This is a genomic window from Chryseobacterium defluvii (assembly GCF_003634775.1).
GTDB classification, from domain to species: domain Bacteria; phylum Bacteroidota; class Bacteroidia; order Flavobacteriales; family Weeksellaceae; genus Chryseobacterium; species Chryseobacterium defluvii.
Genome location: NZ_RBXB01000002.1, coordinates 258,370 through 282,165, shown reverse-complemented (window position 1 = coordinate 282,165; position 23,796 = coordinate 258,370). Strand labels below are relative to the sequence as shown.

Below are 23,796 nucleotides of genomic sequence, written 5' to 3'. Positions count from 1 at the left end.
TGGCTGACAATATATTTAACTTAAAATCGTACTTAAAAAATTACTGATTGTGCCTTACCCAAATCAATTCATTTGTATTATAACCGATCTTTTTAGCTTTTTCAAGAAATCTTTGTCGGATACTCTCAGGAATTTCTGTAGTCCTGGAAAGTATCCAAAGGTATTTTACACTGTTCCCGGCCACTAAGGCATATTGATAATTTTCATCGATGTCTATAACATTATAGCCGGACCAGATGGGCTTAAAGAATGAGACTTTAAGACGGGCTTCCGTTTTGTCTTTTACGAATCTGGCTTCTCCTATCGCTTCTTTCCATTCTTTTTTTACCACATTATACCCTCTGTTTTCTACCCGAATGCTTCCGTCAGAATTTTGAGTATAGGTAGCCGTAACATTATCCATATTCCGTTCAAATTTATAATCGAAACGTGCCACTTCATACCATTTTCCCAGATATTTCTGGGCATTAAAATTTTTAACGGCTCTTGCCCCTTCCGGAATTCCCACTGAACAGGAATTAAATAAAATCACTCCTAAAATACCCAGCGAAACAGGGACTATTATTTTCTGAAAATTTTTCATAATACTAACGTTTTGTGGTTGTATGAAAACTTCAAAAATAATGCCTACGCCTTATTCATCTATGAGAAAACTTTCAGAAAATTATCTTTAAAACTTCCGGAAACTTCAATCTCCGTATTGTCGGATAGTGTTACTGTTCCACTTTTATGGTAAGATTTAACAAAATTGGTATTGATGATATGGGAACGGTGTACTCTTACAAAAGGATTTTCCAACAGATCATCGAAATGTTTTAAAAACCTGCATACCATTTTTTTCGAATGGTCCGTAAGATAGACCTGCGTGAAGTTTCCGTCTGCCTGAAGCCGTACAATGTCTTCCGTTTTCACCACATCAAAGCCTTGTAAAGTAGGTAAAATGAGTTGCTGCTTTTCAGGTTTTAGCTTTAAATTCTCCAGCAAAATTTTATTTCTGTTGAGCTCTTCTTTCTTTTCAATACTTTCAATCACCTTATTCACCGCAACAATCAATTCCTGAATATCAATCGGTTTTAAAATATAATAGCTTGCAGATTTGTTAAGTGCCTGCAAAGAATATTGTGAAAATGCGGTAATAAAAATGGTTTCGTAAGAAAATTCTTTGGTGGCTTCCAATACATCAAAAGCATTCCCGAAAGGCATTTCCACATCCAGAAAAACCAATTGCGGTTGCTTTCCGGCAATTAAGGGAACCGCTTCTTTTATATTTTCCGCTTCTCCTACAATTTCAACCTGCGGACAATATTTGGTGAGATAATTTTTTAAAACATCTCTTGCAATGGCTTCGTCATCTACGAGTATGGCTTTTATTTTCATTTTTTGAATTTAGGTTTAGAAAGAGATGATCCATCAGAAACTCATAACTTATAACTCATAACTTATAACCACTAAAACTCCCTGTTCATTTTTCTTATCTGTTATATCACACTGAATATGGCGGCTGTATAAATCATTCAATAAAGCAATTCTCTCCAGTGTGTTCTTCATTCCCCGGCCTTCTCTTATTTTTTGGTGTTCTGTTTTTTGCTTTTTACTTTCTTCTATTCCTATTCCGTTATCTTCAATGGTGATTTTCAAATGATCATTAAGTTTTTCAAAGCTCAGATTTAGAAGCCCTTTCCCGCTTCTATAGCGCAGCCCGTGCCAGATTGCGTTTTCCAGAAACGGCTGAACAAGCATTCCGGGGATTTGCAGGCTTTGTAAATTCAGGTTTTCATCCACATGGATCTCATAATCAAATTTATCCGCAAAACGTGTTTTCTCTAACGCCAGGTAGTTTTGTAATAAATCCAGCTCCTGCTGAAACGGAATGAAGTCTTCCGTAGAGTTTTCCATCACTCCACGCATCAGCTTTGAAAACCTCGTCAGATATCGGTTGGCTTCCAGTTCATTATTGGTTGCAATGAATTGATTAACACTATTCAGGCTATTAAAAATAAAATGAGGATTCATCTCACGGCGAAGCGACTGCAAGGCAATTTTTTTATTCTTAACCTGAACTTTTCTCAGTGTCCAGAAAATGAGACCTACTAATCCTGATAAAAGGATCAAAGCCCCTATTAAACCATAATTGAATATATTTTTCTTACGAATAAGCTCATCTTTAAGCTTTTTTTCTTTCTCCAGCTGTGAAATCCGTTCTTCGGTATCTTCTAATATTTTGTTATCTACCAGGCTTCTGTCTTTGGAAACCAAATCGGGAAGCTTTCCTAAAAAATCCCTGTAAAGTTGCACGGAAGCATCTGTATTTTCAGATACATTATATAAACTGTCCAGTTTCTGAACGCTTTTCTGAGCTTCCAGTGTATGTCCTTTTTCAAGGGCAATGGCATAAGCATTTTTCAATAAATTAATAGCTTCCTGCGGGTCATTCTTTTTGATATAGATATCCGCCAGTTCCTGAATCTGATTTACTTTTTCCTCTGTGTTCTCTTTTACGAAATCTTCTTTCAGCACTTTCTTTTTAGCCTCAATCGCTTTATCAAAGTTTTTGTTGTCTACGTAAAAATCTGTGAGTTTCTGATTGATTTCCAATGCCTGTTGCGGAGCTGCCTGCTCTTTAGATATTTCATAGGCGTTGTTCAGGTTTTCTTCCGCTTTGGGAATATTTTTCTGCTGGATATTCAGGTCTGCCATTTGGCTGTAACCTGCCGCTAAATCACCTTTTTCATTTTCCTTCCTGCTGATATTTATATTACTCTGAATCACTTCGGCCTTCAATTCAGGTGAAGAAGTGGATAATCTTGCAGCATCATTATAATTGACAGCCCTGTTTTCTTTGGAGGAACTTATTTCCGCAGCTTTACTGTAGTTGGTAAGCGCCGGGGTAAATTTATTTTGCTTTTCCTGGGATTGTGCCAGTTTTCTGGTGACCGTTTCAAGATTTTTTTTGTCATTCAGGCTCTGATAAATATTTCTTGCCTTCAGCAAATATTCTTCGCTTTTAAGATAATTACCCTTGTTATAGTAATCGTTAGCTATCCCTACATAAATATCTGCAACACCCTTTTCGTCATTATTATCAACTGCCTTTTTCAGTTTCGATGCAGATTTAAGGGCCTTTGAAACCCGCATAGAGTCCTGGGCAGAGGAAAGATTTCCAGCCGCAAATATGAAAACTAATATGATTTTGAAGAGTAATTTCACTATTTCCCAATCTATAATGCAAAGTAACTAAATCTTTATTTATACTTCCTCATTCTTCACCAAGTCAGAACTCCTTTTCACCAAGTTTACCTTTGCAAAACTTTTCAATATCAAAAAATCATATCCTTGAAATTTTATAACATTTCATCGGAACTGTTTCGTTATTTTTGTTCAAATAAAAAGAAAACTTAATTGAACCATGAAAAAAAATTGTTATCTATTTATTATTGCATGCTTTCTGAGCAGCTTCATCCATACCTTACAGGCTCAGACTTATATTGAGGATGTTACCATTGTAGATGTTATCAATAAGAAACTTATCCCTAATCAAACCGTTATTATTAATAAAGATATTATCTCTGAGATTAGGCCCGCCGGAAAAGTAAAGCCTTTCCAGAATGCCCATATTATTCATGGTAAAGGAAAATTTTTAATCCCGGGAATGACTGACGCACATGTGCATTTCTTTCAAAGCGGAGGTTTGTACGCAAGACCTGATGCATTAGACCTGAGGAAACATACTCCCTACGAAAAGGAAATCGATTGGGTTCATGATCATATGGAAGATTTTATGCAGCGCTATCTTAAATCCGGGATCACATCCGTAATTGACGTGGGAGCTACCTATAATTTTCTAACCCTCAGAAATTCATTTTCACAGAAGGCTAATCTGCCTACTGTATATATGACGGGGCCACTCTTAACTACCTATGAGCCCGAAGCTTTTAAAAAGCTGGATAAAAATGAGCCCTTCAGCCTTGTCACTTCTATAGAGGATGCAAAGAAACTGGTACAGGATCAGCTTCCTTACAAGCCTGATTTTATCAAAATATGGTATATCGTCATGGGTGAAGGTAAAGAAGCGGAGGCTGCCGCAAGAAAGCATGAGCCCATTATAAAAGCAATCATTGAAGAAGCCCATAAAAATAATTTAAAGGTAGCTGTACATGCTACTGAACGGATCACGGCACAAATTGCAGTTCAGCACGGGGCTAATTTTTTAGTACACAATATTGAAGATGAAGTGGTTTCTGACGACTTTGTAAAATTATTGAAATCAAAAAAGGTGGTTTTATGTCCTACGCTTATCGTAGCGGATAACTATTACAAAACGTATGCTCAGAAAAATGCCTACACCACTTATGAATTGGAAAATTCTAATCCTACAGCAATAGGATCCATATACGATCTGAAGCATCTGTCTGATACTGCAGATTCGTTAATGATTAAAAAATTAAAGACCAGGTTTAATCTGCCACAAATAAATACTTATATGGAAAAAGTAGATTCCATCAGGATAGCTAATTTAAAAAAACTGGCTGACGGTGGCGTAACGATAGCTGCAGGTACAGATGCTGGAAATATCGGGACTCAGCATGCGGCATCCTTCATTGCTGAACTCAGAGCTATGAAAGCAGCAGGAATGAGTAACTGGCAAATTTTACAATCCGCTACTATAAATCCCGCTAAAATATTCAATAAAGAAAACAGCTCCGGAAGCGTTTCTTTGGGCAAAACTGCTGATCTAGTCCTGTTGGACTCTGATCCTATTGAAAATTTAGAAAATCTCACAAAGATAAATCTGGTATTTAAAAACGGGCAGGCATTAGAAACCGGAAAAATAGTGAAAGTAACCCCGGAAATTTTAGTGCAAAAGCAGCTTAATGCTTATAATGCAAGAAATATTGAAGCTTTCCTGGAACCTTATGCAGATGATGTAGAGCTTTACTTTTTTCCTAATAAATTATTGAGCAAAGGCAAGGAAGCCATGAGAAAAGACTATAGTGATATGTTCAAGAGGCTTCCAGATCTTCATTGTGAGCTTAAGGAAAGGATCATCAATGGTAATTTCGTTATTGATAAAGAAAGTGTTTCCGGGATGAACCCGATCAAGAAAGTGGAAGCAACCGCTATCTATGAAATCAAAAATAATAAGATTTCCAAAGTTTATTTCATACGATAATAAGACTTTATAAATCAGAATACGAGACAATCCTTACCAGGATTGTCTTTTTTTATGTCCACCAAGTCAAAAAGCAGTTTCACCAAGTCTCCCGGTTTCAGGTTCTTAATACAGCTACCTTTACTTCAGAATTTAAAACCCAAAATTATGAAATTGAGACATTTTTTATTGATCGGATTCTTTACGCTAGGAAGTTTAGTCCATGCACAGGAAGTAAAGAAAAATGCAATTGAAGTTACCGGAATTGCCGAAATGGAGGTGGAACCTGATGAAATCATCTTCAATATCGGCATAAAAGCGGATAATAAAAATGATCTGACTGAAAGCGAAAAGAAGTTATTCGAGATCCTAAAAACCCATAATGTGAAAAATGAAGATATAGATTTCAAATCTATGTACCAGAATATTTATTCAAAAACTAAAACTTTTACGAAAAGCTACCAGTTTAAAGTCAGTACCAAAACAGAGATAAGCAAATTGTTTGAGGACCTGAACCAAAAATGGGTAAGCAATATGAACATTGCTGAAATTAAAAATACCAAAATAGCTGACTTTAAGAAAGCGGTAAAAATAAATGCTTTAAAGGCAGCTAAAGCAAAAGCAGACTACCTGTTGGAAAGCATTGGCAGGAAAACAGGAAATCCTTTGGAAATTATTGAGATCGAAGATTATACAAGTGATGCAGTTTTACCTGCTTATGCTCAAAAAATGGTAAGTAATGTTCAAATACAGTCTGAAGCAGTACAAGATTATTCTTTCGACCATATTGAAAACATCAAGCTGAAATACAGCATCAAAACAAAATATGAAATCCTTTAAATAATAACATCATGTCAACTTTAAAATTTTTAACTTTAGCAGCGGGAGCGGTATTTTTAAATGCCCAAAACCCTTCAACTGTCGGCTGTATCAAAAGAAATCCGAACATTCAAATTGAAAGAACATTTGCACAGAATGATGCTTCTTCAACCTCCCCATCTCTTACCGGCAAGGAGAATAAAATCCAGGTGGCACTTTTACTGGATACATCCAACAGTATGGACGGGCTTATTGATCAGGCTAAATCTAGGCTCTGGAATATTGTGAATACTTTAACCACCTTAAAGTATAACGGACAGGCTCCACAGATTGAAATTGCCTTATATGAATATGGTAATGACGGAATAAGTGATGAAAATTACATCCGGCAGGTAACTCCGTTAACACAAAATCTTGATGTAGTTTCCGAAAAACTGTTTGCTTTAAGAACCAACGGTGGAAGCGAGTTCTGTGGTGCCGTTATCCGTGATGCTTCCATGAATCTGAACTGGGACAGCAATGATAAAAGCATGAAACTGATTTATATTGCAGGCAATGAGCCATTCGACCAGGGAAGAATCAACTATAAAGAATCTGTTTCGTCAGCAAAGGCTAAAAGAATCTATACCAATACCATCTTCTGTGGAGACAGAAACGAAGGGATCCGGACTTCATGGCAAAACGGAGCAGTGCTGGGTGACGGAAAATATTTTAATATCGATAGCAATAAAAAGGTAATTTATATTGAAACCCCTTATGACATCAGAATTTCCGAATGCAATACAAAATTGAACGATACCTATATATATTACGGAGACAGGGGCTATGAATATAAAAAAATGCAATTGGTACAGGATAAAAATGCGGTAATGCAGTCTGCCTCCAATGCGGCAGAAAGAACCGTAGCCAAAGCGAAGAAAAATGCTTATAAAAATGATAACTGGGATTTGGTTGACAGGGCAGAAAAGGATGTCAACTTCATTAGTTCCGTTAAAGAAGAAGAGCTCCCTGAAGAATTCAAGGGCAAAAGCAAAGAAGAGGTAAAAAAAGCCGTAGCCGCCAAATCTGCCGAGCGTGAAAAAATTCAGAAAGAAATTGAGGAATTATCAAAAAAAAGACAGGCCTACATTGATGCCGAAATGAAAAAAAGAGGCAATGCAGACACAGACGATCTTGGAAAAGCCATTGAAAGATCTATTGTAGAACTGGCCAGGGAAAACGGATATAGTTTATAATACCTTAGGCGGCCGGCTCAAATGAGCCGGCCGCCAATACACAAAAATAAAAACACAAATGATTATTTTATCTGATGAATGGAGAATAATGATGAAGAGCCCGATAAGAGGTCCAGTGAAGAGATAGATGCTTTGGCTCCGAAGAAAACCTGATCTCCGGTTTTCAGCGCTACTATGGCCTGTGTTCTCCTTGTAGCAGGAGATACGGGAATCCCGAGAAGGCTAAGATTAGTATAGCTTTCTTCCGCTATTAGCTCAGGTGCCACCACTCCTTTTTGTACAAAAATTCCTATTCCCAACTCCCCTGCAGAAATAGCTGAGGAAACTTTATACTGAACATACACCTCGTAAATACCGTCCAAAGGAGCTGTAAAAATGTTATTTACTATATCAAAATCATTATTTTCATCTATAAGTTCCTTATCAAATAATATTTTCCCCCAGTTGGTAGCAGATGAAATTGCCACAAGAATGACACTACTGTTTCCCGTACCGGATACAAAGGATTTATGAGCAGGAGCAGTTAGTTGTGCTTTTGAAATAGTCTGGACATAGCCCTGTGCATTTCGCACTAGGATAGAATCTGTACAAGAAGGTCCGATGCATTTTTCAGTAACACGAACACGTAAATTTCCATTAATATCCAGGGTAGCTTGTGGATCAGTTGTATTGATTCCCACCTGTGACTAGCATTGCATTCCTACCCAAAAAAGCAGCAATACTGTAATGAAGTCTTTTTTTTTCATGATCTGGCTGATTTGAAATTCTTCAACAAATCTAAACCCTATCTATAAATAAATTATCATAATCACTACTAATATGACATTTTATTAACGAAAGCTAAATTATTTATTAACAACTGTTAATGATAAAATAACAAAACATCACAGTTTATTATTTTTTCCTCATTCACAATTACCTGAATTGAAATAATATTATTACATTAGTTAGTATAAAAACACATATGAGATCTAATGAATTTACTCAAGATTATTTTGAGCAGAATGACTTTCTTCATGACCGTGATAAGGAAAAATTATTAGAACTGGTTCAGATGGTTACCTTTCCGGAGAATAAAATAATCTTACACAGAGGAGAGCAGATCAGTCAGGTCGGCATTGTACTGAAAGGACTTATAAGAGTATATGATAAAAATAATAAAACTGTATGGTTTGTTCCTGAGAACAATATATATGGCTGCATGGAGATTTTAGCACTTAACCGCCCTTCATCACTTACCTATGAAGCATTGGAGGAAACCACCATGTTCCTTCTGAATTATAATGAACTGGAAGAATCGATTAAAGATTATCCTAATATAGCCTCCTTACTTTTAATGTACTGGAAAAAAACCGCCATGGATATTTACAGTAATTTTTATTCTTTTCTCCGCTTGACCCCGGAAGAAAGGTATCTCCAATTACTCAACCAGAATTCCAAATTAATCCTGCGGGTAAAATCGAAAGATCTTGCCACCTATTTGGGTATGCATCCGGTTTCATTAAGCAGATTAAAAAAAAGGTATTTTGATTCAAACGGCAATAAGCTTTAGCGTATCACCTTCCAAACTTAAAGTATTTTGATAAAGGATGTTTTTTGTTTTTCATAAATAGAGAAGCCATTTCCATTCCGGCCACTGAAAAAGTGATTCCGTTTCCTCCGAAACCGAGAACAAAAAAGGAGTTTTTAAATTTTTCATGGGTTCCGATATAGGGAAGCCCGTCTTTGGTTTCACCAAAAGTGCCTGCCCAAACGAAATCGGTATAAAAATGGTAATCAGGTTTGATTTTTTTCAATGCTTTCAGGATTTCCTTTTCTTTTTTATCAAGAAGGGCATCCCGTTTCCCGGCATCATAAAAATCTTCGTCTCCACCACCGATCAGCATTCGTCCATCATCTGTAGTACGCAGGTAGAGATAAGGCTTATCGGTATTCCACACCAATATATCAGTAATATTCCGGAACTTTATTTTATCGATCTCAGAAACTATGGCGTAGGTGCTTTTGAGGTCAACAAAATTTTCTTTGATCAGGTTTTTACTTTCATATCCGATACAATAAATTATTTTCTTAGCTCTTATCGTAGGACCATTGACAGTAGAAACTAAGTTATAGCCTTTATGATATTGTACAGATTTCATTTCTGTCTTGTCAAAAATCTTCAGTCCTTTCTTTATATTAAGCTTATATAATTCATGAGCCAGTTTAAATGCATCAATACTTGCTCCCTGAGCGGAAATTATTCCTCCATAAGTATTCTTAAAACCAAATTTTTCAATAATTTCTTCCGGTTCCAGCCACTTTACCTTAAAGCCCGCCTTTTTACGGGTTTCAAATTCATTTTTCAACCAGAGAATATCACTTTTATTGGATGCAAAATAGAGAGACTTTTTTCTTTTAAACCCTGCATCCGACCTGATTTCTTCTGATAACTTCTCAATCTTATCAATGGCATCAGAACAAGCCTGATAACTTTTAACAGCACCGTTTTTGCCCACCTTTTCGATGAGTTCTGAAAGGGGAACATCAATTTCATATTGAAGCATTGAAGTGGTAGCCGAGGTACTTCCATTACATATTTCTCTCTTATCGATAAGAATTGTACGGTATCCGTCTTCAATCATTTGATGGGCGATTAAGCTTCCTGTAATGCCACCTCCCACAATAAGGACTTCACAGTCTTCATCTGATTTCAAGGAAGGATAGGAAGCAATAAGCCCATTTTTCAACAGCCAGAACGGCTCATTCGATTTGAGATCCATATTCATATTTTATACTAAAATAGATAATATTTATAACTTTTTTAACGATTTTTCATTAATTTATGGTTTAATTATTGCTGTTTTTTCAATGCAACCACATTAAATATTAGACTATGATTACGATTATTCCTGAAGCACCGGAAAATGTTGCGGCTTTCAACGCAACTGGTGAAGTAACTAAAGAGGATTTTGAAAATGTTGTTATCCCTCATGTAAAAGCTAAAGTAGACGAATTTGAAGAGCTTAATTACTTACTTTATCTGGATACAGACCTGAGTAATTTTACGATGGGAGCCTGGCTGCAGGATGCGCTTTTAGGGTTGAAGAATTTAATAAAGTGGAACCGCACTGCCATTGTCACAGACAAAGAGGGAGTGCAGAACTTCACTGATATTTTCAGTGTTTTAATGCCCGGCGAATTCAAATCTTTTCCGAAAGAAAACTTGTACAACGCCCTTTACTGGTGTAAAAACGGCGATGAAGTTGAGGCATAGTAAACAATTTAAATAAAGAGGAAAAACTGTCTCCTGTGATACCACAGGAGACAGTTTTTTTATTTCTGCCGTATAAATACCTAATAACCAATTTGGTGTTTTCTACTCTATATATTTCCCTATATAGTGAATACATTTGTAATGTTAACCAACATAAAATTTTACATCATGTCAACATTCAAAATCAACATCATTGCAGGACCACTTTGGAACAATGATGAAGCACAAAAATTAGGAGGTCGCATTGCTGCGGCACATTTAGGAAAATTTACCGGACAATGGTCAACCATTGTAGAGGGAGAAATGAGTGTTATAGAAGTAGAATATAGTACACAACCAACCGGGAGCTCAGAATATGCGTTGGATGTCCTGGCAGGCCCTATCTGGAGCGATGAGGATGCTAAAGCGGTCTGTCCTGCCATTTGTGCCTCTTACGGTGGTACCTGGAACGGACAATGGACAACCGTTGTGGAAGGTAAAATGAGCGTTTGCGGCTGTGTATTCAAATTCTAAACGAATGTACACAAAAAAGACGGCCTCCTTGCGGAGGCCGTCTTTTTATTGATCGCAGGAGACATAATCCCCTAATATTTCCTCTACACCCTCATTTATGTTTCTGTACAGATACATATACCGGATGCTGATCATCAATCCTATAAAAGTCATTCCCACCCCTACCAATGCAGGATAATTGAACGACAATCCATATTCCAGAGGAATTCCTCCTAAAAATGCACCCATCGCATTAGCGATATTAAAAGCAGCCTGCATAAAAGCAGCCGCCATCATTTCACTTTTCGGGGCCGCTTTCATCATCATGATATTAATGGGAGATGAAACCGACATGGATAATGCCCCGCAAATGAATGTCAACACCAAAGCAATATTTTGATATGCCGAAAGAAAATAAACGCCGGCCAAGGAAGACATCATCAAAAAGAGCAACAGGCAGCATGTTCTTTCAGGACCTAACTTATCCGATAAAAATCCTCCGGCCAGGTTTCCCACCACCATACCTCCTCCTGCGAGGATCATAACGTATGCCATCTGACTGCTTTTAATCCCTGCAATGACCGTCATTAGAGGGGTAATATAACTAAACCATGTGAAAAGGCCTCCAAATCCAATGGCAGTGATCAATAAAACCAGCCATGACTGTTTATGCTTAAGGAATTTCAGTTCCTCCAGGAAATGACCATCTTCTTTCGTTTCCATCACAGGAAGCCAGAGTTTCAGAGATAATAAACTCAGTACACCAATACCAGCCACAATGGCGAAATACCAACGCCAGTGAAAGGCATGCCCTATATAAGTAACCAACGGAACCATGGCCAGATTGGCCACTGTGAGCCCGGTAAACATTAAAGAGATGTAAAGAGCCTCTTTTCCTTTTCCGGCAAGTCTTGAAGCAACCACGGTTCCTACTCCGAAAAATGCACCATGAGGTAATCCGGACATAAACCTGATGATCAGCATGCTGGTATAATCAGGTGCCACAGCGGATAAGGCATTGAACAATGTAAAAAGAATCATCAGTACAATCAAGACTCTCTTGGGCGGAAATTTGACTGAGTACCCGATCAGTATCGGTGCCCCGATTACAACACCCAAAGCATATGCGGAAATCAGATGCCCTGCTTCCGGAATTGTAATCTGTAAAGTTTTTGCCATATCGGGAAGCAACCCCATGATTGTAAATTCTGTAGTTCCGATCCCCAAACCACCAATAGCCAGTGGTATTATCCTTTTGTCGAGCATTCCTTTTTATATTTTAAAGTTCCTAAAGTGATGATGATCCGGTAGTTTTAGAAAAAATTCAGAATCTGTCATCAAGATATCATTTGAAATGCAAAAATCGAGAGAAATATTGATTTTCACTTCTCTTTGAATGATCTAAATTTGCTCTGTATTAACCTTTATTATTAATTTTAGTTTATTAAATCATTAAAATAGAACCAAAATGAAAATCCAGAAAGAAATAATTGAGTTTGAAGACGGAAAGTCTTTTAAGCTTTTCTCCCCTTCCTTAAAGAATTGTTTTTTCTGGCATTATCATCCTGAAATAGAACTGGTATATGTAGAAGCGGTAAGCGGGATACGACACATTGGCAAAGATATTTCCGGATTTACAGAAAGTGACCTCCTGTTGATCGGCTCCAATGTCCCCCATCTTAATTTTGATTATGGAATTCAGACTGAATGTTGGCAAATGGTATTGCAAATGAGGGAAAATTTTCTTCAGAATACTATTGTTCCTGTGCCTGAATTTGAAAAAATAAAGCTTCTTCTGGAACGTTCCTATCTGGGTTTATCATTTTATGGAGAAACCAAAAAACTGATCGTGGAAAAGCTCCATCTCCTCAGAAAGAAGAGTTCAATTGACTCATTATTGGGATTGATCGAAATTTTACAAATTCTGGCAGAATCCGAAGAAGTAAAAGAGCTCAACAGTGAAGATACCCGAATAAAATGGTTCCTGAATGACAAGATCAGAATGGGGACCATCTATGATTACATCCATGAAAATTATGATAAAAAACCTAACGTGAATGAGATTGCAAAAATTGTAAGTTTGAGCACTCCCGCTTTTTGCCGGTATTTTAAGAAGCAAACCGATATGACTTTCACAGATTTCGTGAATAATTACAGGATCAATCAGGCCAGGATATTCTTATTAAAAGAATCTTCAATAACGGAAGTCTGTTTTCAGGTTGGTTTTGAAAGCATATCTTACTTTAATAAGCTATTCAAACAGCATGTGGGGGAAACGCCTTCAGAGTTCAGAAAAAAGCATTTGAATAAAATTGACAGGTCAATTGAAATAAATAATTTCTAATCACTATACTTCAAAAAAATCGCTCCGATTCGGAGCGACTGTATTTTAATGAATATGTTTTTCTGCGTGATAAGAGCTTCTTACCAGAGGAGAACTTTCAACGTGTCTGAAGCCCAAGCTTCTTGCAAAATCTCCAAATTCATCGAACTCTTCCGGAGTAATGAATTTTTTCACCGGCAAATGCTTTTTGGTAGGTTGAAGATATTGCCCCAGTGTAATGACATCCACATTGGCATTTCTGATGTCTTCAATGGTTTGGAAAACTTCATCTCTGGTTTCCCCCAATCCAAGCATTACTCCTGTTTTTGTTCTTCTTTGTCCTGCTTCTTTCAGATACCTCAACACTTCAAGGCTTCTTTCATATTTGGCCTGGATTCTTACCTCCCTGGTTAAACGTTTTACCGTTTCCATATTATGAGAAATCACTTCCGGAGCCACTTCCACCAATCTGTCCAGGTGTTTGGTAATCCCCTGAAAATCCGGAATAAGAGTTTCCATTGTAGTTCCCGGAGAAATTCTTCTTACGGCGTTCACGGTTTCTCCCCAAAGAATAGAGCCCATATCTTTCAGATCATCACGGTCTACAGACGTAAGAACCGCATGCTTTATCTTCATTAATTTAATGGAGCGTGCTACCTTTTCAGGCTCATCCCAATTTACATCGAGTGGTTTTCCGGTTTTCACTCCACAAAATCCACAACTTCTGGTACAGATATTTCCCAAAATCATAAAGGTGGCTGTCCCCTCTCCCCAACATTCGCCCATATTCGGGCAACTTCCACTCTGGCAAATGGTGTTTAATTTATATTTATCCACCAAAGTCCTTAATTCTCTGTAATTCTTTCCTGTAGGAAGTTTTACACGGATCCACTTTGGTTTTTGAACAGTAGTGTCTTGAACTGAATTTTCCATTTCTAAAATTGAAGGTCAAAGTTAAGGATTTTTTAATGGAAACCATCTAATGGAAAAATTGATGGAACAGATAATTAAAATATAGTCGTAAATTTGATGCAACCAAATTTACATCCCATGAAGAAGTTATTTTTCCTTTTATCTATAGTATCCGGTACGTTTTGTTTTGCTCAAAAAGAATTTCAGCCTGCAGGTTCAGAAATTATTGAAACGGTAGACGGAGATCTCGACGGCGATAAAATTCCGGAAAAAGTAATTGTCTATAACACGAACGATACTACAGATACAGGAAATATCCGTGAAATCCAGATCTTAAAAATGGTCAACGGAAAATGGACTGTATTAGAAAAATCCAGAAATGCTGTTCTTGAAAGTAAGGGCGGCGGAATGATGGGTGATCCTTATGGAGACACGAAAATTGAAAAAGGCATCTTAATGATTTCCCAATCCGGCGGAAGCAGCTGGAAATGGGGCTATACAGATAAATACAGGTTTCAGAACGGACATTTTGAACTGATTGGTCACTCTTCTTCTTACGGCAGACCCGGAGATTATTGGGTAGATGTAGATTTCAACCTTTCTACCGGGCAACTGGTTTATGAAAAGGAGGTAGAAGATACTACTAACCCCAGTAACGGAAAATCCCAAAAGGAAATCTATAATAAAAAAGGGTTAAAAATTAATCTGCAAAACAGAAACCAGGAAGATCAAAGAAAAATCGTTTTACCAAAGACAAAAGCAGAGATTTATATCTAATTAAACTTGTAAGGAATGATAAGACAATGAGATAGTAAACTTAAATCCTGATAAACTTTATTAATCCTCTTCAAACTCATTATTCTTCAACAATTCTGCCAAGACTTTTTTGGCACGCATCACCCTTACTTTGGTATTGGCAACGGAAATCCCCAACTCATCGGCAATTTCTTTGATGCTTTTTTCTTCGAAAAACCTCAGCTTTATAATATCCTGGTAATTAGCATCTAAAGATTCGATTGTTTTGATGATCTTTTTTTGTTCTTCTTCAGAAATCATCAGTTCCTCCGGAGATTTTGCATACTGATTTTTCACCTCTTCAAGATTCTCGGTAGTATCCTGGTTTTCCCTGCTTCTTTTTCTCCAGAAATCGATAACTGTATTCTGGGCAATGGTGAGAATCCAGGTTTTGAACTGGAAATGCAGATCATACATATCCAGTTTGGATAAGACTTTGGAAAAAACATTCACGGTAATTTCATCAGCATCATTTTCATCCCTCACTTTTTTCATGACAAAAGAAAATACATCCACCCAAAAAATATTAATGAGTTTCGTTTGGGCTTTCTGGTCTTTATCCTTTGCTCTCTGGATGAGCAAAAATAGTTGTTCTTCGTTCATTACTAACAAATATAATTTATTTTAGGCAAAACTGCAAAGGACCAAATATTGAGCTTTATTGCTCCTTACCTATCTCTACCATATAAAAAACAGGTAATAACAGGCTTGGCATTCATAAAATATGATTCATAGCGATGAAGTTTTTGCTATTATCCCGTTTTGCTTTTTACCTTTTGTGCTCATACCTCTGAATTTACTATCTTTGCACCGTTAAATTGTAAAGAAAATATAAATGAATTCCTTTATTGAAGAACTAAAATGGCGTGGTCTTTTTGCCGATATGATGCCCGGAACTGATGAGCAACTGAATAAAGAGGTAACTACCGCGTATATTGGTTTCGATCCAACGGCTGATTCTTTGCATATCGGAAGTCTTATTCAGATAAAAATTTTAGCGCACTTTCAGCAACATGGCCACAAACCTATTGCTTTGGTAGGAGGTGCCACCGGTATGATCGGAGATCCTTCCGGAAAATCCGCAGAAAGAAATCTTTTGGATGAAGCTACGTTGCTTCATTATGTAGACTGTCTGAAAAACCAGCTTTCAAGATTTTTGAATTTTGAGGGAAATGAGCCGAATAAAGCGGAACTGGTAAACAACTACGACTGGATGAAGAATTTTTCATTCCTGGATTTTGCCAAAAATGTTGGTAAAAACATTACGGTCAACTATATGATGTCCAAGGATTCTGTGAAAAAGAGACTTACGGGTGAAGGCGGCGCAGAAGGAATGAGCTTTACGGAATTTACTTACCAGCTTATCCAGGGGTACGATTTTCTTCATTTATACCAGAATAATAATGTGAAACTTCAGATGGGAGGTTCTGACCAGTGGGGAAATATTACTACCGGAACGGAATTGATCAGAAGAAAAGCTCAGGGTGAAGCATTTGCACTCACTGTACCTTTGATCACTAAAGCAGACGGTTCCAAGTTCGGAAAATCTGAAAGCGGTGAAAACTACTGGCTGGATAAAAAGAGAACTTCTCCTTATAAATTTTATCAATTCTGGCTGAACGCTACAGATGAAGACGCGGAAAGATTCATCAAGTTCTATACGTTCTTAGGGAAAGAGGAGATTGAAGACTTAATTGAAGAGCATAAAACAGCTCCACATGAGAGAAAACTTCAAAGAAAACTTGCCGAAGAGGTTACCGTTTGGGTTCATGGAAAGGAAGAATATGAAAAGGCTCTAAAAGCTTCTGAGATTCTTTTCGGACGTTCTACCGCAGAAGACCTTATAAGCCTTGATGAGGAAACTTTTTTGGAAGTATTTGATGGAGTTCCTCAAAAAGAAATTACCAAAGCAGATGTATTGGGAGTAAACATTATTGATCTCCTTTCTGAAAAGTCTGGCTTTTTAAAATCTAAAAGCGAAGCCCAGAGGGAAATAAAAGGAAATGCGATTTCTGTAAACAAACAAAAAGTGAACGACACCTTCACGGCCAATGAAAATGACCTGATTGACGGTACGTTTTTATTGCTTCAGAAAGGCAAGAAAAGTTATTTTATCATTAAAGTTCAGTAAACAGACTTCAAACAATATCATTATATGAGAAAGCCACCTTGATTATCAAGGTGTCTTTCTTTTTTTAATACAAAATTAACCGCATGAAAAAACTACTTCATTGTTGAAAATCAATTCAAGTAAAAAAAGCCGTGCGGATAGCTTCACGGCTTTTGAGAAAGTTATCATTTTTTAAAAGTAGAAATCTGTATAAGCTGCTATGTATTATCAACCACTTTGTGGCTTGTGCTATTATCATCATCGCTGCATCATGGCGTAATATCTAAGAATAATACCGTTAATAAAAAATAAAAGCATATCTGAATGATTGGTGTATGTTAATTTTTTTCATATTTGGTTTTAGTATGTAACTGATTAAAATTTATAGGTTATTCCCGCCTTTCCTCCGGAAGCTATCGTTCCGCCTCCGAACTCCACATTCACTCCGAAATGGTCTGTGAAATAATATCTTGCTCCGGCTTGCCCCGCAAAACCAACTCCTGAAGATTCGCCTCCGAAATAATCATAATCAGATCCGTTATACTTATAAGAGAATGAATTATAAGCTAAGGTTACTCCCGCATAGATATCCCACTTATTCGGTATTTTAAAAAGGGTATTAAAATGATAGTTTCCATTCACTCCGATTCCAAACCAGGTCCCCTTGATATCACCTGTGTATTTTTCAGTAGTAAAGCTTGCTTCGGCACCTACCGTAATATCATTGTGGATCCCATAATCAAACCCTGCATAAATAGGCATTCCCCATCCGTTTGAGAATCCGATTCCTGCATTTATCTGAGCTTCTCCTTTCTGTACTCTCTGTGCATTCATTATTCCAAAAAGGGAAATCAAACCCAGTAAAAAGATCTTCTTTTTCATTTAATAATAATTTTAATGTTTAATTTGAGAATTCATATGTCTTTGTGACTTCTGCAAAGCTATCAGAGTACAGCACAGACTGCAATCCTTAAAAAACAGTATTTTTTTCTACCTGTTTTCAGGTATATTTAATGAGTCGTTTATGCTGTATCTTTGGCAAAATATATCTTCAGGAATTATAATTTTCACCCATAAGACTGTCATATAAAATAACATACAGCAATATCATTATTCTTTTAGTGTATTTTTTTATTTTTGAACCTCAGCAATCCTATTACTTCCCCATGGCGAATAAATATTTATTTTTCTTTTTACTTTCACTGTTTGGCTCATATAAAGTAAATGCCCAAGCTGCCTATTTTTATTATCTGGAAAAAAAGAACAGTAATTTTGACAGCCTGGTTACCGCAACCAACAATGAAACCATAGATACTGTAAAAGCTCTTAAATCTTATCAGCTTGCCGCTACTTATTTCACAAGACAGGATATAGAAAATTATAATAAATATGTAAAACAAGGCCTTAAAAGCTCATCCCAAAGCCAATTGTATAAGGATATAGGGCTTTATTATCAATCTTTAATCAATTTCACGAAGCCTGATGTGGCCACTCTTCTTGAAAAAGATTTTACAAGCATAGAATCTATTCTGAGGAAATATAAAAGTAAGGAGGCGAAAAAAATAAGAATCATTATGCTTCAGAATCTGTCTTTATTCAAAAGAATGCAGAACAAAGAAGTGGAATCCATGAATATTATTATCACCAAAGCAATTCCTTTGGCACAATCTATAGGAGATTATGAGCTCATTGGCGGATTGTATAAAGGGGTGGCCCTTTCATTTTACAATTCACAGGATTTTTCAAAAGCCATAGAACATTGTAATATGGCAGAATCTTTTTTTAACAGGTTAAAAAAGCAGACCCCACAATCAAAAGGCTTTCTGGGGGAAACCCTTTTGATAAAAGCAGAATGCCTGATGAGAGAAAAAAGGATGCAGGAAGCAAAAACGGAACTCAATAAAACGTATGCTATCATTAAAGATTATCCGGAATCTAATTTTCATTCCCTTTACTTCAGTACCTTAGGCTTTTATCATATGAAGCTGGGGAATTATTCCGAAGCATTCAAAAACTTTGATTGGGGGCTCAGTAATGCCGAAAAATACAAAAACACTACAATCATTGAAAGAATCAACTTATTCAAGCAACAGATCTATCAGGATGCAAAAGACTATAAGAAATCCAATGAAATCCTGACTAAGGTATATAAAACCTCTGCCTATCAAAAAAACAGACAGGAAACTCTAAAAGGACTGACCAAAAATTTCACAGCCCTGAAAGATACAGTCAATGCCAATTTATATGCTGAAAAGTTCATCAACTCTATCGACAGTACTAATACGGTGCTTATTCATCAAAATATAGCTAACCTTGAAGCCAGGTATAAAAAAGCGGAAGCCGAGAAAAAAATTGCAAGCCTCAATAGGGAAAAAATACAGAAACAATTAGAAGTCAATAAAAAAGATTCTTATTTATGGATATTAGGTCTTGTTTTATTGTTATTTCTCAGTCTTTTGATTTTCTTATTTCTCCTGTACAGAAAAAACAAGAAGTTATCCGAACAAAAAGAGATCAACCTGCAGCAAAAAATAAAAGATATCAAACAAAAGGAAGAATTATCTCTCACAAAAGCCATTTTGGAAGGTGAAGAAAGGGAAAGGGAAAGGATTGCCAAAGATCTTCACGATGGTCTCGGCGGAATGCTTGCAGGGGTTAAAATCAATTTTTCCACATGGTCATCAACCAATCTGGAAGCAGATCAGCATAAAGATTTCTATAAAATTCTGAATCAGCTGGATCATTCGGTTACTGAGCTAAGACATGTCGCCCGGAACCTTATGCCCGAATCTTTGCTGAATTTCGGCCTGGAAACAGCTCTTAAAGACCTTTGTGACTTTTACACCAGGAAAGATCTGGAAGTGGATTTTCAACCTATTAATATCAGCAAAAACATTCCATTATCCATACAGCTTAATATTTACAGAATCGCTCAGGAGCTATTGACTAATTCGGTAAAACATTCAAAAGCGACCAATATATTACTGCAATGCTCACAATCCGATGAATACTTCCTGATTACTGTTGAAGACAACGGACAAGGATTCAAGGAAGAGGATTTTAAAAAATCAAAAAGCATGGGACTTCATAACCTTAAAAACAGAGTCGATTATCTTAAAGGCAAGATGGAAATCAATTCTGATCATGAAGGAACAATTATTAATATTGAATTAAACACTTATGCAATCTCATAAAATAAATGTCGTTATTGTAGATGACCATCCAATAGTTATTGAAGGGTTGAAAATGATGCTTAAAAATCAATCATTCCTTCATATCTCTGAGAGCTTCACTTCAGCTTCAGAAATCATCCAATACGTAAAATCCAATGCCGTAGATATTATTCTGCTCGATATTACTTTACCTGATGCCAATGGCATTGAGTTGTGCAAAGAAATAAAGAAAATATCACCCGATACTTCCGTCATTATGTTCAGCAACCGCTCCGAGCGGAGTATCATTATGCAATGTATCCAAAACGGAGCCAGTGGTTATTTACTGAAAAACACCTCTATTGAAGAGCTTATAGAATGCATAAAAGGTACACTTTCCGGAAATATTGTGTTCTGTAACGAAACCAAGCAAATCATCAGCAAGCCTTCCCAAAGTGAGCTTTCCTTGCCCAGACTTACCAAAAGGGAAAAACAGATCCTAAGGTTGGTGGCCCAGGGAAAAACAAGCAGTATCATTGCAGAAGAACTTTACCTCAGCCCTCTCACTGTAGATACCCATCGTAAAAACCTGTTGCAGAAGTTTCAGGCAAAGAATTCAACAGAGCTTATTACTATTGCTTTGCAACAAAATATGATAGATGAATAGTAATCTTCTTCTTATAATTTTTTAAACAAAAAATACCGCCGATCGGCGGTATTTTTATATATCTTAATATGTTATTCTGATTTACAATTCTAAGAAACTGTGAGCTACAGAAACACTTTTCGTTCCTGCACCTTCTACAGTAGCTGTTTCGGCAATCTCCCCGTCAATCCAAATAGTTACAGTCAATTTAGAATCCGCATGTAACAATTCTGCATTAGCGGCTAAATTCAATTGCGATTGGCTAGAATTTACAAAAAACTCCCCACTTGTCCATGTAAAACCCGGCGGATCAAAAATAGTATTTGAGCTGGTTCCAACCTGGGTAACTACCGTTTTAAATTTACTAAAAGTAGTCGGTGGCGGAGTTGCAGGTCCCCCGTTAACTATTTTTGCTTCAAACTGAACAATATGATCTGTAAATTCATCATCATCGTCATCTTTACAAGAATTAACAACAGAAATTACTGAGAATAATACGATGAATAAAAAGGAAAGTCTAAGTAAACTTTTTGATTTGTAAAATTGCTTCATTTCTCCAAATAGATTTTTAATGTTCCAAATATAGGTTTTTTATCAATATAAAAATAACTTTTATGAAAAATTTCCAATAAAGATTTCTAAACAGTATCAAATCAATAAAAGCTGAAAAAATTGTATATTTAATAAAAAATTATATTAAACTTAATTATATATAAAAATTATAATACACTATTAATCAATAGTTAAAACTAATTTTATTTAAACTAAAACTTTACATTTTTAATATTATCAGGTCAAGATCTTTTTTAATTCAATTTATAACTATATTTGTCTTATGAATTTAGATTACATCATTAGAGAACCGGAAAATATTACTCCAAATACTCCTGTACTTTTTATGCTTCACGGATATGGCAGCAACGAGCAGGATCTTTTCAGCTTCAGAGAAACACTTCCCCAAGATTGGCTTATCATAAGCTTCAGAGCTCCAAGAGACACTCAATTTGAGGGATATTCGTGGTATGATATAGATTTCGACAACCCTGAAAATTTTATCAATGTCGATCAGGCTAACGAATCCCTTCGTGCCGTGTTGGAAAGTGTCCTTGAAATCATTAACCGTTATGGACTAACCGAAGGACAAGCTCACTTATGCGGATTTAGCCAGGGAGGAATATTATGTTATGCTTTGGCTTTACAATATCCTGAACTTTTCAACCGTGTTGCATGTATGAGCAGTTATCCTGAAAATAAATTACTGGGCAACATCAAAGACAAAAAGAAACTGGAGCACCTGCGATTCTTTATATCTCACGGTACAGATGACGCAGTTATTCCATTAGAATGGGGAAGAAAAGCTGCCGATCTTTTATATGATCTTAACTGTTATTTTACATTCCGTGAATACATGAGCGGCCATGGAGTGAATCAAAAAAACTATATGGATTTGATGGACTTTTATTCAAAATAGCCTACACTATACAAACAATTGCCGGTTTTATTGCAGTTTATATAAAGATTTTCACCATTGAGAATCTTTTTTGTTTTTCGTAAGAATAAATTCACTAAATTCAGTAAATGAATTTAAGATGTTTTATAGTTGCGCTATTTTTCAGCATTTTCCTCAATGCCCAAAACGCTTTTGAAATAAAAGATGCTAAAAAAACAGTTATCCCGTTCAAGCTCATCAATAACCTTATTTTCATTCCTGTTACCATTAATGGAGCTGAACTTACCTTTTTACTGGATACCGGGGTAGCAGAAACACTGCTTTTCAGTCTGGAGAATAAGGAAGTAAAGCTGACCAGCGTTGAAAAAGTCAGATTTTCCGGATTGGGAGGGGATTTAAGTATCGACGGATTCAGATCGGATAACAATATTGGAAAGGTGGGAAACAATTTCACGAATCGTTCCATGACTATTTTCATTATCACCAATCAGGAATTCAATATTTCCACTCATGTCGGCATTCCTGTAAACGGAGTGATCGGATATCATTTCTTTAAGAACCATCCTGTTGCCATAGACTATCTTTCAAAAAAAATTACCGTCTACAACGATACTGATTTATTCCGGAAAAAATCGCAGCGTTTTGAAGAATTCCCCATATCCATCGAAAAGAATAAACCCTACATTTATGCAGATATAGAAATGACGAGAGAAAAGAAAAGCTCAAAGATGCTGATTGATTTGGGAAACAGTGATCCTATATGGCTCTTCCCTACCCTTATCAAAGATTTTGTATACAATCGTCCCAATATTGATGATTTTTTAGGAAGAGGTTTTAACGGCGATATTTTTGGAAAGAGAAGCAGGATCCATAACTTCTATATCGGCGATTTTAAGTTTGAAAAACCTCTTACCGCGATGCCCGATGAGTATTCTATCCAGCATGTAACCATCGTCGAGAACAGAAAAGGATCCGTAGGAGGCGAAATAATGCGTCGTTTTACGGTTATTTTCGATTACCTTAACGGGAAGCTGTATTTAAGAAAAAACAAGAATTTCGGGGACCCATTTCATTTCAACATGAGTGGCCTCGATTTCAGGCAAGACGGACTTCAGTGGGAAAAAGATTTCGTCTCTATAGAAACTACCAAAACTAATAAAATTGCCGCTGAGCTTACAGCCGGTGAAAGATTTCAATATAAATTTGTCTTAAAGCCCATTTTCTCTATTTCCGGGGTAAGAAAAGATTCACCAGCCGACAAAGCAGGTTTTAAAAAGGATGATCAGGTTATTACCATCAACGGAAGCAAAACCTCTGATATGACAATGGAAAAAATACTGGAAATCATGAAATCCCAGGAGGGAAAATCTATCACCATGGTTGTACAGAGAAAAACAGAAAAACTGACTTTAAGTTTTGTATTGGAAGATCCTATCCCGTATCAAGATCAATATTAA

General features: G+C 36.5%; 23 protein-coding genes. 13 read left to right on the top strand and 10 right to left on the bottom strand.

The features are described from left to right. Positions 1-40: 40 nt before the first annotated feature. Genes BCF58_RS08120 through BCF58_RS08110 form a run of 3 tightly spaced genes read right to left on the bottom strand, consistent with a single transcriptional unit; the run spans position 41 to position 3,207 of the window. Positions 41-583 carry a lipocalin family protein gene (locus tag BCF58_RS08120; protein ID WP_121461306.1) on the bottom strand — a complete coding sequence of 181 codons (543 nt, stop codon included), beginning with the start codon at positions 581-583 and terminating at the stop codon, positions 41-43. 59 nt (positions 584-642) lie between these two features. Then, complete coding sequence (locus BCF58_RS08115) at positions 643-1,377, bottom strand: LytR/AlgR family response regulator transcription factor (RefSeq protein WP_121461305.1); 735 nt, start codon at positions 1,375-1,377, stop codon at positions 643-645. Between the two features lie 48 nt (positions 1,378-1,425). Continuing rightward, entirely contained in the window at positions 1,426-3,207 is a 1,782-nt protein-coding gene (locus tag BCF58_RS08110) for a tetratricopeptide repeat-containing sensor histidine kinase (protein ID WP_228434759.1), read from the bottom strand. 199 nt (positions 3,208-3,406) lie between these two features. Here BCF58_RS08110 and BCF58_RS08105 point away from each other — a divergent pair, with 199 nt between their 5' ends. The 3 genes from BCF58_RS08105 to BCF58_RS08095 all read left to right on the top strand — a co-directional run bounded on the left by BCF58_RS08105 (position 3,407) and on the right by BCF58_RS08095 (position 7,203). After that, a complete protein-coding gene (locus BCF58_RS08105) occupies positions 3,407-5,170 on the top strand; it encodes an amidohydrolase family protein (RefSeq protein WP_121461304.1) in 1,764 nt (587 codons plus the stop codon). 147 nt (positions 5,171-5,317) lie between these two features. Beyond that, on the top strand, positions 5,318-5,989 hold the full coding sequence (locus BCF58_RS08100) for an SIMPL domain-containing protein (protein ID WP_121462000.1): 672 nt from the start codon (positions 5,318-5,320) through the stop codon (positions 5,987-5,989). A gap of 11 nt (positions 5,990-6,000) precedes the next feature. Further along, positions 6,001-7,203 (top strand): VWA domain-containing protein, encoded by a 1,203-nt coding sequence (locus BCF58_RS08095; RefSeq protein ID WP_121461303.1) that lies wholly within the window; start codon positions 6,001-6,003, stop codon positions 7,201-7,203. A 62-nt stretch (positions 7,204-7,265) separates the two neighbouring features. Here BCF58_RS08095 and BCF58_RS08090 read toward each other — a convergent pair whose 3' ends face one another. Beyond that, the gene (locus tag BCF58_RS08090; protein WP_121461302.1) at positions 7,266-7,883 is read right to left on the bottom strand and encodes a C1q-like domain-containing protein; all 618 of its coding nucleotides are present in this window, start codon (positions 7,881-7,883) and stop codon (positions 7,266-7,268) included. 284 nt (positions 7,884-8,167) lie between these two features. Between BCF58_RS08090 and BCF58_RS08085 the strand changes: the two genes are divergently transcribed. After that, a complete protein-coding gene (locus BCF58_RS08085; RefSeq protein WP_121461301.1) occupies positions 8,168-8,755 on the top strand; it encodes a Crp/Fnr family transcriptional regulator in 588 nt (195 codons plus the stop codon). Between the two features lie 4 nt (positions 8,756-8,759). On the opposite strand, the gene BCF58_RS08080 is transcribed toward BCF58_RS08085, so the two are convergent. Continuing rightward, the gene (locus BCF58_RS08080; RefSeq protein ID WP_121461300.1) at positions 8,760-9,965 is read right to left on the bottom strand and encodes an NAD(P)/FAD-dependent oxidoreductase; all 1,206 of its coding nucleotides are present in this window, start codon (positions 9,963-9,965) and stop codon (positions 8,760-8,762) included. 113 nt (positions 9,966-10,078) lie between these two features. Between BCF58_RS08080 and BCF58_RS08075 the strand changes: the two genes are divergently transcribed. Then, positions 10,079-10,459: a SpoIIAA family protein gene (locus BCF58_RS08075; protein WP_121461299.1), complete on the top strand. Its 381-nt coding sequence runs from the start codon at positions 10,079-10,081 to the stop codon at positions 10,457-10,459. 168 nt (positions 10,460-10,627) lie between these two features. Further along, entirely contained in the window at positions 10,628-10,972 is a 345-nt protein-coding gene (locus BCF58_RS08070; protein ID WP_121461298.1) for a mannan-binding lectin, read from the top strand. Positions 10,973-11,017: 45 nt separating this feature from the next. On the opposite strand, the gene BCF58_RS08065 is transcribed toward BCF58_RS08070, so the two are convergent. After that, positions 11,018-12,217 (bottom strand): MFS transporter, encoded by a 1,200-nt coding sequence (locus BCF58_RS08065; protein ID WP_121461297.1) that lies wholly within the window; start codon positions 12,215-12,217, stop codon positions 11,018-11,020. A gap of 202 nt (positions 12,218-12,419) precedes the next feature. Here BCF58_RS08065 and BCF58_RS08060 point away from each other — a divergent pair, with 202 nt between their 5' ends. Continuing rightward, entirely contained in the window at positions 12,420-13,295 is an 876-nt protein-coding gene (locus tag BCF58_RS08060) for an AraC family transcriptional regulator (RefSeq protein WP_121461296.1), read from the top strand. Between the two features lie 45 nt (positions 13,296-13,340). On the opposite strand, the gene lipA is transcribed toward BCF58_RS08060, so the two are convergent. Beyond that, complete coding sequence (gene lipA / locus BCF58_RS08055) at positions 13,341-14,207, bottom strand: lipoyl synthase (protein ID WP_027374985.1); 867 nt, start codon at positions 14,205-14,207, stop codon at positions 13,341-13,343. A 117-nt stretch (positions 14,208-14,324) separates the two neighbouring features. Here lipA and BCF58_RS08050 point away from each other — a divergent pair, with 117 nt between their 5' ends. Next, positions 14,325-14,963 carry a hypothetical protein gene (locus tag BCF58_RS08050; RefSeq protein ID WP_121461295.1) on the top strand — a complete coding sequence of 213 codons (639 nt, stop codon included), beginning with the start codon at positions 14,325-14,327 and terminating at the stop codon, positions 14,961-14,963. 60 nt (positions 14,964-15,023) lie between these two features. Here the strand turns inward: BCF58_RS08050 and BCF58_RS08045 are convergent, their stop codons facing one another. Continuing rightward, complete coding sequence (locus tag BCF58_RS08045) at positions 15,024-15,584, bottom strand: RNA polymerase sigma factor (RefSeq protein ID WP_121461294.1); 561 nt, start codon at positions 15,582-15,584, stop codon at positions 15,024-15,026. Positions 15,585-15,816: 232 nt separating this feature from the next. On the opposite strand from BCF58_RS08045, the gene tyrS reads away from it, so the two are divergent. Then, positions 15,817-17,112, top strand: coding sequence for a tyrosine--tRNA ligase (tyrS, locus tag BCF58_RS08040; RefSeq protein ID WP_121461293.1), 1,296 nt, complete (start codon positions 15,817-15,819; stop codon positions 17,110-17,112). Positions 17,113-17,466: 354 nt separating this feature from the next. Here tyrS and BCF58_RS08035 read toward each other — a convergent pair whose 3' ends face one another. Continuing rightward, positions 17,467-17,973 carry an outer membrane protein gene (locus tag BCF58_RS08035; protein WP_121461292.1) on the bottom strand — a complete coding sequence of 169 codons (507 nt, stop codon included), beginning with the start codon at positions 17,971-17,973 and terminating at the stop codon, positions 17,467-17,469. 284 nt (positions 17,974-18,257) lie between these two features. On the opposite strand from BCF58_RS08035, the gene BCF58_RS08030 reads away from it, so the two are divergent. Both BCF58_RS08030 and BCF58_RS08025 read left to right on the top strand, forming a co-directional pair. After that, positions 18,258-20,285: an ATP-binding protein gene (locus BCF58_RS08030; protein WP_121461291.1), complete on the top strand. Its 2,028-nt coding sequence runs from the start codon at positions 18,258-18,260 to the stop codon at positions 20,283-20,285. Beyond that, positions 20,272-20,910 carry a response regulator transcription factor gene (locus BCF58_RS08025; RefSeq protein WP_121461290.1) on the top strand — a complete coding sequence of 213 codons (639 nt, stop codon included), beginning with the start codon at positions 20,272-20,274 and terminating at the stop codon, positions 20,908-20,910. The genes BCF58_RS08030 and BCF58_RS08025 overlap by 14 nt, the downstream gene beginning before the upstream one ends. Before the next feature lie 81 nt (positions 20,911-20,991). On the opposite strand, the gene BCF58_RS08020 is transcribed toward BCF58_RS08025, so the two are convergent. Then, positions 20,992-21,441 (bottom strand): hypothetical protein, encoded by a 450-nt coding sequence (locus tag BCF58_RS08020; protein WP_121461289.1) that lies wholly within the window; start codon positions 21,439-21,441, stop codon positions 20,992-20,994. Between the two features lie 283 nt (positions 21,442-21,724). Here BCF58_RS08020 and BCF58_RS08015 point away from each other — a divergent pair, with 283 nt between their 5' ends. After that, the gene (locus tag BCF58_RS08015) at positions 21,725-22,360 is read left to right on the top strand and encodes an alpha/beta hydrolase (protein WP_121461288.1); all 636 of its coding nucleotides are present in this window, start codon (positions 21,725-21,727) and stop codon (positions 22,358-22,360) included. 107 nt (positions 22,361-22,467) lie between these two features. After that, positions 22,468-23,796, top strand: coding sequence for a PDZ domain-containing protein (locus tag BCF58_RS08010; protein WP_121461287.1), 1,329 nt, complete (start codon positions 22,468-22,470; stop codon positions 23,794-23,796).